Origin of the sequence: Mesorhizobium sp. B2-4-14, assembly GCF_006442155.1 — a bacterium.
Taxonomy (GTDB): domain Bacteria; phylum Pseudomonadota; class Alphaproteobacteria; order Rhizobiales; family Rhizobiaceae; genus Mesorhizobium.
This window is the reverse complement of sequence record NZ_VFVA01000028.1, coordinates 1-11,468: the sequence shown is the minus strand read 5'-3', so window position 1 is coordinate 11,468 and position 11,468 is coordinate 1. Positions and strand designations below refer to the sequence as shown.

At 64.5% G+C, this 11,468-nt stretch carries 10 protein-coding genes and 2 pseudogenes; 9 read left to right on the top strand and 3 right to left on the bottom strand.

Translation table 11 applies throughout. From position 1 onward, the window contains the following. Positions 1 to 38 precede the first annotated feature (38 nt). Entirely contained in the window at positions 39 to 482 is a 444-nt protein-coding gene (locus FJ938_RS21600; protein WP_140697196.1) for a GFA family protein, read from the bottom strand. Positions 483 to 591: 109 nt separating this feature from the next. Continuing rightward, a pseudogene (locus FJ938_RS30045) lies at positions 592 to 785 on the bottom strand (aldehyde dehydrogenase); the annotation flags it as partial. A gap of 83 nt (positions 786 to 868) precedes the next feature. Between FJ938_RS30045 and FJ938_RS21590 the strand changes: the two are divergent. From FJ938_RS21590 to FJ938_RS21575, 4 genes and pseudogenes are all read left to right on the top strand, one after another. Then, a complete protein-coding gene (locus tag FJ938_RS21590; protein WP_246673451.1) occupies positions 869 to 1,240 on the top strand; it encodes a hypothetical protein in 372 nt (123 codons plus the stop codon). 119 nt (positions 1,241 to 1,359) lie between these two features. Continuing rightward, a pseudogene (locus FJ938_RS21585) lies at positions 1,360 to 1,626 on the top strand (glycosyl transferase family 1); the annotation flags it as partial. Between the two features lie 5 nt (positions 1,627 to 1,631). Then, positions 1,632 to 3,011, top strand: coding sequence for a glutamine synthetase family protein (locus tag FJ938_RS21580; RefSeq protein ID WP_140612533.1), 1,380 nt, complete (start codon positions 1,632 to 1,634; stop codon positions 3,009 to 3,011). A 2-nt stretch (positions 3,012 to 3,013) separates the two neighbouring features. After that, complete coding sequence (locus FJ938_RS21575; RefSeq protein ID WP_181169152.1) at positions 3,014 to 4,309, top strand: FAD-binding oxidoreductase; 1,296 nt, start codon at positions 3,014 to 3,016, stop codon at positions 4,307 to 4,309. 239 nt (positions 4,310 to 4,548) lie between these two features. On the opposite strand, the gene FJ938_RS21565 is transcribed toward FJ938_RS21575, so the two are convergent. Continuing rightward, a complete protein-coding gene (locus FJ938_RS21565; RefSeq protein ID WP_140697193.1) occupies positions 4,549 to 5,319 on the bottom strand; it encodes an IclR family transcriptional regulator C-terminal domain-containing protein in 771 nt (256 codons plus the stop codon). Between the two features lie 121 nt (positions 5,320 to 5,440). Here FJ938_RS21565 and FJ938_RS21560 point away from each other — a divergent pair, with 121 nt between their 5' ends. From FJ938_RS21560 to FJ938_RS21540, 5 genes are all read left to right on the top strand, one after another. Beyond that, a complete protein-coding gene (locus FJ938_RS21560; RefSeq protein WP_140613524.1) occupies positions 5,441 to 6,298 on the top strand; it encodes a CoA transferase subunit A in 858 nt (285 codons plus the stop codon). Continuing rightward, positions 6,295 to 7,089 carry a CoA-transferase subunit beta gene (locus FJ938_RS21555; RefSeq protein ID WP_140613523.1) on the top strand — a complete coding sequence of 265 codons (795 nt, stop codon included), beginning with the start codon at positions 6,295 to 6,297 and terminating at the stop codon, positions 7,087 to 7,089. The genes FJ938_RS21560 and FJ938_RS21555 overlap by 4 nt, the downstream gene beginning before the upstream one ends. 1 nt (position 7,090) lies before the next feature. Beyond that, positions 7,091 to 8,296, top strand: coding sequence for a 3-oxoadipyl-CoA thiolase (gene pcaF, locus FJ938_RS21550; RefSeq protein ID WP_140613522.1), 1,206 nt, complete (start codon positions 7,091 to 7,093; stop codon positions 8,294 to 8,296). Positions 8,297 to 8,447: 151 nt separating this feature from the next. Beyond that, positions 8,448 to 9,479, top strand: a complete 1,032-nt coding sequence (locus FJ938_RS21545; RefSeq protein WP_140697190.1) for a BMP family protein — start codon at positions 8,448 to 8,450, stop codon at positions 9,477 to 9,479. A gap of 177 nt (positions 9,480 to 9,656) precedes the next feature. Further along, complete coding sequence (locus FJ938_RS21540) at positions 9,657 to 11,168, top strand: ABC transporter ATP-binding protein (protein ID WP_140697187.1); 1,512 nt, start codon at positions 9,657 to 9,659, stop codon at positions 11,166 to 11,168. Positions 11,169 to 11,468 lie beyond the last annotated feature (300 nt).

Here is an 11,468-nt window from a genome sequence, read left to right as displayed (position 1 = left end):
CGCGCTTTGATCGAAGCGATCCAGGCGTAAAAGGACACCTATTTACGGTCGGCAGGATTTCCGAACGCGGGATCGCGTGGCCGCGAATAGGTATCGATACGCGGCAGGTCGTCCGAGAATTCCACCCAAGGCAGTCTCAGGCGCCAATAGGCGTGCGCTTGCGGACTGAACCGCTCCGGATGGTCGAAAAAGCCTATCGTGACGTAGAGTTCGTCGCTCAGCCCTTCGTCGCGATAAGCGATCGACGTGCCGCAATCTCCGCAGAATGTTCGCACAATGCCCTTGGTCTTGGAGAATTCCTTCGGCCGGCCACGAGTGAGCCGCACCTGATGCGGACGGTAGCCAACCCATACGGTCAATGGGCTGCCGATTGCCCGGCGGCAATCGTCGTCATGGTCGGAGCAGACCCAGAACGGCTCGCCTTGCATCTCGGCGGCAATTGCCCCGCAAAAACAGGCGCCCGTTTCAATCCTGCCGTCCATCTCGTCGCTCCCGAAGACCGCCTGCCGCGCCGACCATTCAAGGGAACAACCATCCTCGCTGGCCGAGGTTCCTGTTGCTTGCCTTCGAAAGGAAAGCCGGTGTGGCCTGGACGTGCTTGCGGCCGCCGGTCGCGCGGAGCCAGCTGTCGGGATAGGGATACCACCATTCCTGGATCGCCGGCTTGTGCTCGATCACCATCTTCGAGCGGCGGAAGGCATCCAGCCCTGGCGGCCGAGTTCATGGCCGAGTCCGGATGCTTTCCAGCCGCCGAAGGGTAGCGCGCAATTGTCGATCAGGGGATTAACAGACCGACGGAGGAGGATCTGCTCGACCGGGCGCCGGGGTAATCCTGACGCCCGGCTTCCGGCTGGACGGGATGCGGGCCGTGGCGTTGCGCCAGGGCGTGGAGGCGCAGGCCGCGCTGCCGGACGCCGCGTTCGATGCGCGAATTCCAGCGGCTGGACATCGATTTTCACGGCATGATCGCCGAGGGCTGTGCCAATCGTTTCCTCACCGATGCGCTGTCGGATCATCTAAGGTTGCGCCGGCTGCCGGGCATTATGCCGGGGTCAATGTGTTCCGCCTGAAGCAATCTTTGCGCGAACACCTGAACATACTCGACCATCTCGAAAACCGGCAGTATGAGGTGGCTGCCGATCTGCTTCGTATCCACCTGCGGCTCTCCCGCAGCCAGCGATCGCAAGCGGCCAGCCGCGGCGCCCCCGCGCTGTTCGGCATGATCAGCCGGCCCGATTGAAGAGGAAATAATTGACGCGCAAAGCCAGTCCGACCATCGCGCTGTTTCCCGAAGCCAGTTTCGGCGCGGCGTTGAATTGCGTCGGCATTGCGCGGTCGTTGCGTGCGCGGGGCGCGCGCTTTTGCGAGGCGCTACGCTTCGGCATGCCGTCGCTGATCATGCTCTATTGCAGGGACGGCCATGACAATGCGTGGCGCGCCGGAGAGACCGGCGTCGGCGACCATATCGGCCGTGACGGCTGGACAGAAGGAGTATGGAGAGAGCCATTGTCGGCCTGCTGGCCGACGACGCCATGCGCGCCCCTGAGGGACAATGCAGCCCGGATGGCGCTGGAACCCGGAACGGATTTGGCCGCGCAAGCCATACTCTCTCTGATACGGAATTGAACGAAATGCTTGACAAGAACACCAACACCTCGCTCTCCGGCGGCAACGATCCCAAGGCCTGGCTGGCGCAGCATGGCATCAATGAAGTCGAATGCCTGGTGCCCGACATGAACGGCGTGCTGCGCGGCAAGGCGCTGCCGACGGCGAAATTCCTGAAGGCGCTGGAGGACCGCGCGCTCTATCTGCCGAGCAGCGCCTTCCTGGTCAGCATCGACGGCCGCTATTCCGGCTCGATCGACGAGGGTTTCGCCTATTCGGACCCGGACATGCGCATGGTGCCCGATGTCTCGACGCTGTGCCTGGCGCCCGGCGCCGGGCCTGGCAAGGCCTATGTCTTCGCCGACGCCTTCCACATGGATGGGAGGCCATGGATGGCCTCGCCGCGCCATGTGCTGCGGGCCGTGCTCGACCTCTACCGGCAGCGTGGCTGGCGGGCCGTCGTGGCGCCGGAGCTTGAATTCTACCTCACCGCGCCCAATCCCGATCCGGACAAACCGCTGACCGCCCCGGTCGGCGCCAATGGCCGCGCCGAGGGCGTGCAGCACCCCTATGACATGGCGGCACTCGAGGAGTTCGAGCCGGTGATCAGGCGCGTCTATGACTATGCCGCGGCCGCCGGGCTGCCGCTCGACACGCTGATCCACGAATCGGGCACGGCGCAGCTGGAGATCAACCTGCTGCATGGCGACGCGCTGCCGCTGGCCGACCAGGTGCTGCTGTTCAAGCGGCTGACGCGCCAGGCCGCGCAGCAATGCGGCATGCACGCCACCTTCATGGCCAAGCCGATCGCCGCGCAGGCAGGAAGCTCGATGCACCTGCACATGTCGATCGTCGACGAGGTTGGCAACGCGCTGTTTGCCGGCACCGATGACGCCGACACCGAGATGTTCGGACACTTCATCGGCGGGCTGCAGAAATATGTCCCCGAAATCATGCCGCTGTTCGCGCCGAACGTGAATTCGTATCGCCGCATCCGGCCGAACCACAGCGCGCCAGCCAACATCGAGTGGTCGCATGACAACCGCTCCTGCGGCTTGCGCGTGCCCGCCGGTGGCCGTGCCGCGCGGCGAGTCGAGAACCGCCTGCCGGGCGCGGATTGCAATCCCTATCTGGCGATCGCCGGTTCGCTGCTCGCCGGCTATCTCGGCGTCGAACAGAAACTGGCGCGCTCGGCCGAGGCGTCGGGCAATGCCTACAAGATCAAGAGCACGCTGCCGAAGACCATGGAGGAGGCGCTCGACCGCTTCACGGCTTGCGAGCCGGTGCGGACGCTGCTCGGCGAGGATTTCTTCCAGACCTATCTGCGCGTCAAGAGCGTCGAGCTCGACCTGTTCCAGAGCGTGGTGACGAGCTGGGAACGCGACCACCTGCTGTTGAAGGTGTGATCATGGCATCTTCGACGGGTTTCAATTCCGGTCTCGATATCGGCAAATCCTACTATGTCGCCACCGCCAATCCGGCGCCGGATCATGCAGCGCTCGTGGGCGATGTCGACGCCGACCTGGTCGTCGTCGGCGGCGGCTGCACCGGCCTGTCCGCCGCCCTTCACGCCGCCGAGCGCGGCCTGAAAGTGATGCTGCTCGAAGGCGGCAAGATCGGCTGGGGGGCGTCGGGGCGCAATGGCGGCCAGATGATCCCCGGCCTGCGCAAGGGCGCCAAGGGCCTGGTCAAACTCTACGGGCCCGAGCGGGCGAAGGTGCTGTTCGACCTCGCTTTCGAGGCGCGTGGGCTGGTGCTCGACATCATCGAGCGCAACGCCATCGATTGCGACCTCAGGCTGACCGGTCATCTGGTCGGCGCGGTCAACGGCTCCGACCTCAGGGATCTGGAGGAGGAGGCCAGCTGCCTCGAAAGCGTGATGAAATTCCGCGACGTCGAGATATTGTCGGCGGCGGAAGCCCGGGCCAAGGTCGACACGCCCTATCATGGCGCGATGTACGAGCCGCTTGGCGGCCACATGCATCCCTTGAATTACACGTTGGGCCTCGCCCGCGCGGCGGTCGCAGCCGGTGTCACCATCCACGAGAATTCGGTGGCCACGCGGCTGGAGCGCGAGCCTTCCATACGGGTCTCGACAGCAAAGGGATCGGTACGCGCAAAACATGTCGTGCTGGCGGGCGACGCCTTGCTTCACGGGCTGGAGCCGCGCGTCAACAGCCGCATCATGCCGGTCGGAAACTACATCGTCGCCACCGAGCCGCTGGAAGGCAAGCGCAACGTCATCCCGGCCAACGTCGCGGTGTCCGACACGCGCTTCGTCGTCAACTATTACCGCATGTCGGCGGATGGCCGTCTGCTGTTCGGCGGCGGCGAGCGCTACACGCCGTCGCCGCCGGCCGACATTGCCGGCTTCGTGCGGCCGCACATGGAAGGCACCTTCCCGCAGCTCAAGGGCTGCCGCATCGATCATGCCTGGGGCGGGCTGGTGTCGGTGACGACATCGCGCCTGCCGCATGTCGGGCACTATGGCGAGGTCTATTTCGCGCATGGCTATTCCGGGAAGGGCGTCATCCTGTCGACGCTGTCGGGCAAGCTGCTCGCCGAAGCGATCACCGGCGACGCCTCGCGGCTTGACCTGTTCTCGACGCTCACGCCGATGCCGTTCCCGGGTGGTACGGCGCTGCGCGGCCCGCTCTATGTGCTCGGGATGTTGTGGTACGCGCGGGATAGGATCAAGCACTGAGGTCGCTTAGCGTCGCCATTTTGAGGAGAGGTCGGCGGGACAGCCCCCCCCCGCTGTCCTGCCGGACATCTCCCCCACAAGGAGGGAGATTGGCAGTTTCATCGATTCGCCTTCTCCTGCGACGTTGGAGATTGGCGAAAGCCGGCTTGACGTCCGATCTCCCCCCAAGTGGGGGAGATGCCCGGCAGGGCAGTGGGGGGCGCTGTCCCGCCGATGTTGGGAAGGTCAACAAGACTTTCCTAAACCACAAAGAAATCCTCGATGCGCTGCCTGGCCCCAAGCAGCGCGGGCAGGATTTCCCGTTCCATCTCGGCAACCGAGAACCGCGCCGACTGTGTCGACACATTGATGGCCGCGACCGTGTTTCCCGAGCGGTCGCGGATCGGCACGGCGATGGAGCGCAGGCCGAGTTCCAACTCCTCGTCGACGATGGCGAAGCCGTCCTTCCTCGCTTTGGCGATGGCCTTCGCCAGCAGGGGCCTGTCGATGATCGTCTTGGCCGTTCTTCTCTCGATCGCCGCGCGGCTGAGAAAGGTGTCCAATTCTTCAGATGTCAGCCCGGCGAGCAGCATGCGCCCCATCGAGGTGCAATAGGCCGGCAGCCTGGTGCCGACATCCAGCGAGACGCTGAGGATGCGGCGGCCAGGAATACGGGCGACGTAGACGACATCCTCGCCCGAGAGGATCGCCGCCGAACAGGCTTCGTTCAGCTGCGCCGCCACCGCGCGCATGATGGGGGCCGCGAAGCTCCACAGCGAGGCGCCGCCGAGCCAGGTGCGCGCAACCGTCAGCAGACGTGGCGACAGCGAAAACACGCGGCCAGCCTGTGTGGCATAGCCGGTCGCGACCAAGGTCAGCAGGAATCGCCTGGCGCCAGCCCGGGTCAGGCCGGCTTCCTCCGCCATTTCGGTCAGCGTCATGCCCGAAGGGTGGCGGGCGAGGATCTCCATGACGGCGAGGCCGCGTTCAAGCGAGCCGACGTGATCACGCGAAGCAGCCCCTTCGTCCATCTGACCTCCATACCAAAGGCTGCCGTCCGCCCGGATTGACTCGGGGCTCCGGTCAGCCTAGAAAGTATCACATACAATACATATGTTCGCAATGCGAACTTTCGGGATTGGAGCCCTGGCGATGGTCAAGTTCCTGCCGCTCAAAAAGGCGGTGGCCGAGAACCTCAATAATGGTGATTCCGTCGCCTTCGAAGGCTTCACCCATCTGATCCCGACGGCGGCGGCGCATGAGGCGATCCGCCAGGGGTTTCGCGACCTGACCCTGATCCGCATGACGCCGGACCTGATCTACGACCAGATGATCGGCATGGGCATGGCGAAGAAAATCATCTTCTCCTATATCGGCAACCCCGGCGTCGGCCTGCTGCGGCGTGCCCGCGATTCGATCGAGAATGGCTTTCCCAGGTCGATCGAGATCGAGGAACACAGCCATGCCGGCATGGCCAACGCCTATGAGGCAGGGGCCGCTGGCCTGCCCTGCGCGGTGTTTCGCGGCTATCGCGGCGCCGGGCTGGCCGATGTCAATCCGAACATCAAGTCGGTCACCTGTCCGTTCACCGGCGAGGTGCTGGCGGCGGTGCCTTCGATCCGGCCCGACGTCACCTTCATCCATGCGCAGAAGGCCGACAAGAAAGGCAATGTGCTGGTCGAGGGCATCATCGGTATTCAGAAGGAAGCTGTGCTGGCGGCCAGGCGCGCGGTGGTGACGGTGGAGGAAGTGGTCGACAATTTCGACGATCTGCACCCTAACCTGACCGTGCTGCCGCGCTGGACGATCGCGGCGATCTCGATCGTTCCCGGCGGCTCGCACCCCTCCTACGCCCATGGCTATTATGCGCGCGACAATGCCGCCTATCTCGAATGGGACGAGATCGCCGCGGACCGTGGCAGGTTCCAGGCGTGGATGCAGGCGAACGTCATCGGCAAGAGCGCCGGTGATTTCGCAGCCCGCGTCGAGCATCTAAGGAGAGCGGCATGAGCGAACGGGGTTTCACTCCCAACGAGATGATGACGATCGCCGCCAGCCGCGTGTTGAAGAACGACGATGTCTGTTTCGTCGGCATCGGTGCGCCCTCCGCCGCTTGCAACGTGGCGAGGCTGACGCATGCGCCCGACATCACGCTGATCTATGAAAGCGGCACGATCGGCACCGCGCCTGACGTGCTGCCGCTGTCGATCGGCGACGGCGAACTGTCCGAAACCGCGGTCACCACCGTCGCGGTGCCGGAAATGTTCCGCTACTGGCTCCAGGGTGGCCGCATCTCGATCGGTTTCCTCGGGGCTGCCCAACTCGACAAGTTCGGCAACATCAACACCACGGTCATCGGCGACTATTTCCACCCCAAGACCCGGCTTCCCGGCGGCGGCGGCGCGCCGGAGATCGCGACCTCGTCGAAGGAGATCTACATCACCATGGCGCAGACAAGGCGTGGAATGGTCGAAAAGATCGACTTCTTTACCTCCTTCGGCCACGGCGAGGGCGGTGATCATCGCCAGCGGCTCGGCATCGAGACGGCCGGGCCCACTTTGCTGATCACCGACCTTGCGATCTGGAAACCAGACCCGGTGACCAAGGAATTCACGGTCGTGTCGCTGCATCCCGGCGTCACACGCCAGCAGGTGCAGGAGACCTGTGGCTGGGTCGTCAGGTTCGCCGACGCGCTTGACGAGACGCCGGCGCCAAGCGATCTCGAACTCAACACATTGCGCGACCTGCAGGCCCGCACCAAGGCGGCGCATAAGGGAACCGGAAAAGCAAAGGCTGCATGACATGGCCGAGGCCTATATCTGCGACTATATCCGCACGCCGATCGGCCGTTTCGGCGGCTCGCTGTCATCGATGCGTGCCGACGATCTCGGCGCGATACCGCTGAAGGCTTTGCTCGAGCGAAATGCGAGTATTGACTGGCAAGCGGTCGACGATGTCGTCTATGGCTGCGCCAACCAGGCCGGCGAGGACAACCGCAACGTGGCGCGCATGGCGCTGCTTTTGGCCGGTCTGCCCAAGGAAATTCCGGGCTCGACCGTCAATCGCCTGTGCGGTTCCGGCATGGATGCGCTGACCATCGCGGCGCGCGCCATCAAGGCCGGCGAGGCGGAATTGATGATCGCCGGCGGCGTCGAATCCATGAGCCGCGCGCCCTTCGTCATGCCCAAGGCCGACGCGGCGTTCTCGCGCAATGCCGAGATTTACGACACCACCATCGGCTGGCGCTTCGTCAATCCGCTGATGAAGAAGCAGTATGGCGTCGATTCGATGCCCGAGACGGGCGAGAACGTCGCCGAGGATTTTGCCGTCTCGCGCGCCGATCAGGATGCCTTCGCCGTGCGCAGCCAGGACAAGGCCATCGCCGCGCAGGCCAATGGCCGGCTGGCCAGGGAAATCACGCCCGTGACAATCCCGCAGCGCAAGGGCGATGCGATTGTCGTCTCGAAAGACGAGCATCCCCGAGCCGGAACAACAATCGAGGCGCTGGCCAAATTGCCGACACCATTCCGGCAAGGCGGGACAGTGACTGCCGGCAATGCGTCGGGTGTCAATGACGGGGCCGCGGCGCTGATCGTTGCCTCGGAAGCCGCTGCGAAGAAATACGGCCTGACGCCGATCGCCCGCGTCCTGGGCGGAGCCGCCGCCGGCGTCGCGCCGCGCATCATGGGCATTGGTCCGGCGCCGGCGACGCAGAAACTGTGCGCGCGGCTCGGCCTGACGCCACAACAGTTCGATGTCATCGAACTCAACGAAGCCTTTGCCTCGCAAGGCATCGCCGTGCTGCGCCAACTCGGCATCGCCGAGGACGCCGGGCACGTCAACCCGAATGGCGGCGCCATCGCGCTCGGCCATCCGCTTGGGATGTCGGGCGCCCGCATATCCGGCACCGCGGCGCTGGAGCTTCGCGAGCGTGGCGGGCGCTATGCACTCGCCACCATGTGCATCGGCGTCGGCCAGGGCATCGCCATCGCGCTCGAACGGGTCTGATCGGCCACATTTCCCGGCCAGGCCAGCAGAGTGCCCGGATCGCGTCCGTCAAATTTGACCATGTGGACAAAAGTCCGGACCCGTTCCATAGTTCCCCGTCTGATTTTTAGAACAGCCGGCTCGACACGGCTGTCGAACAGAGGGGACTGCAATGGATAACCGGAAGAATAAATCTCAATCGGCACGCGACGGGCTGTCGCGGCGCAACGTGCTGGAATTGGGCGCGCTTGGCCTGGCGGCGGCGATGCTGCCGGGCGCGGCCTTCGCCAAGGACAAGAAGCTGAAAGTGGCTGCGATCTTCGCCACGCCTATCGAGGAGCCATGGGACAACCAGATCCATGTCGCCCTGCAGAAGGCCGAGAAGGAACTGGGCATCGAATACAAATGGTCGGAGAAGGTGCAGACCGCCGATTTCAGCCGCGTCATGCGCGAATATGCGCAAGGCGGATACGAACTGGTGCTGGGCGATGCCTTCGCCGCCGAGCGCGAATCGCGCCGCACGGCCAAGCAGTTCCCAAAGACGGCCTTCCTGTTCGGCTCCGGCGCAGGCCCTGCCGAGCCCAATTTCGGTGTGTTCGACAACTGGATCCATGAGCCGGCCTATCTCTCCGGCATGATCGCCGGCAAGATGTCGAAGTCGGGCACGGTCGGCGCCGTGGCGGCGATGGGCATTCCGGAGGTGAACCGGCTGGTCAACGCCTTCTTCGCCGGCGCCAAGGAGGTCAATCCGAACGTCAAGAAGAAGGTCGCCTTCATCGGCTCCTTCTTCGATCCGCCCAAGGCCAAGGAGGCGGCGGTCGCACAGATCGATGCCGGCGCCGATGTCATCTATGCCGAACGGTTCGGCGTCATCGAAGCAGCGGTGGAGAAGAAGGTGTTCGCCATCTCCAACATGTCCGACCAGTCGAGCCTCGGTCCCGATACGGTCATCACCGGCCCGGTCTGGGACATGTACCCGACGGTCGAGCAGGCGATCAAACTGGTCAAGGCCGGAGTCTATACGGCGCAGGATTATGGCGATTTCTCGCGCATGGCCAAGGGCGGCTCGTATCTGGCGCCTTTCCACAAATTCGACAAGACGCTGCCCGCCGACGTCAAGGACCTGGTCGAGAAAAAGAAGGCCGACATCCTGGAAGGCAATTTCCGCGTCGATGTGGACGAGAACACGCCGGTTTCGGATTGATATTTCACCCTCCCCCTTGTGGGGAGGGTCGATCCGCAAAGCGGATCGGGGTGGGGGTCTCGTAGGGCGCACCCCCACCCCGTCTCGCGATCTTCGCTGCGCTGCGATCGCAAGCCGACCCTCCCCACAAGGGGGTGGGTGAAGAGCCACGCCAAGCCATTTCAAAGGAAGAAAACCTTGCCTGCCCCACTCATCGAAATGCGCGGCATCACCAAGAGCTTCGGCGCGGTGAAGGCGAACGAGGCTGTCGACCTCAGCGTCGCGCCGGGCGAGATCCTTGGGCTGCTGGGCGAGAACGGCGCCGGCAAGACGACGCTGATGAATGTGCTGTTCGGCGCCTATGCGCCCGATGCCGGCGAGATACTGATCCAGGGCCAGCCGGTGCGGATCACCAGTTCGGCGGACGCGCTGGCCGCGGGCATCGGCATGGTGCACCAGCATTTTCACCTCGCGCCACGGCTAACCGTCCTGGAGAACCTGCTCATCGGCATTCCCGGCAAGTCGGGACGGATCGACCGTGTCGGCGGGCTGGCGCGGCTGGCCGAGATCGGCCGGCAGCATGGGCTGACGCTCGATCCCGACGTGCCGGTCTCGGCGCTGTCGGTCGGCGAGCAGCAGCGGCTGGAAATCGTCAAGGCGCTGTTTCGCGGCGCCAAGCTTTTGATCCTCGACGAGCCAACCGCCGTGCTGGCGCCGAGCGAGGTCGACGGATTGTTTTCAGCGTTGCGCTCGATGGCGGCACAGGGGCTCGGCATCATCTTCATCTCGCACAAGCTGAACGAGGTGCGGGCGCTCACCCATCGCTGCACGGTGCTGCGGCATGGCCGCGTCGCCGGCCGTGTCGACGATCCGGCCAACACGACGTCCGCGGCAATGGCGCAACTGATGTGCGGCCATGAGATCGTGCCGCCGGCAAGGGGATCATCGACGCCGGGCGAAGCGGTACTCACCCTCGACGGCATCTTCACCTCGAAGCATTCGGGCACGGTGCTGCGCGGCGTATCGCTTGCCGTCGGCGCTGGCGAAATCCTCGGCATCGCCGGCGTCTCCGGCAATGGCCAGCGGGCGCTGGCGGAGGTGATCTCCGGTATGATTTCGCCCGAGGCCGGGCGGATGACCATAGCCGGCAAACAAGTGGCGCGCTTCACCCCGCGCGAGGTACAGGCACTCGGTCTCGGCCGCATCCCGGAAGACCGTATGACAACCGGCCTGGTCACCAACCTGCCGCTGGCCGATTCCATGGTGCTGCCGCGCATCGGCACATCGGCGTTCAGCAGCAAGGGCCTGCTCAAGCCCGACGCGATCCGCGCCTTCGCCGAGGCGCAGATCAAGGCGTATGACATACGCTGCCCCGGGCCGATGACGCGAGCAGGCGCACTGTCCGGCGGCAACCTGCAGAAGGCACTGCTGGCGCGTGAACTCGCCTTCGATCCGAAAGTGCTTGTTGTCTCGCAGCCGACGCGCGGCCTCGACATCGGCGCTGCCCGCTTTATCCATGAAAAGTTCCTCGCCATGCGGGCCAAGGGCTGCGGCATCATCGTGATTGGCGAGGATCTGGAAGAATTGCTCGTGCTTTGCGACCGCATCGCGGTGATGTATGAGGGCCGCATCGTCGGCACGCTGGACAGCGCCGAGGCGACCATAGTCCGGCTCGGTCTCTTGATGACAGGCGCGGAGGGGAAGGCATAGTGCATGGGTTTGCTTCGTCAATCCTTCGCAGATTGCTCCAATGACTTTGTCCAAGGTGATCGCTTGAGGCTCAACGTCAGCGCTGCCCCTCACCTGCCTGCCGGCATCCTCTCCCCGTATAGGGACGGGGAGAGGGGCGCCGTCATCGCGGATTTCGCCAATTACCGACGTTGCGGGACAGGTGCCAGGGATGCGGCCAGTCCCCTTCTCCCCGTCCCTATACGGGGCTAGCGTGCGCACACATCTGCTTCGGAGGGGTGTCAAGGGACGTATTGGCCGGGCGGCAGATGGGGCTTGAAG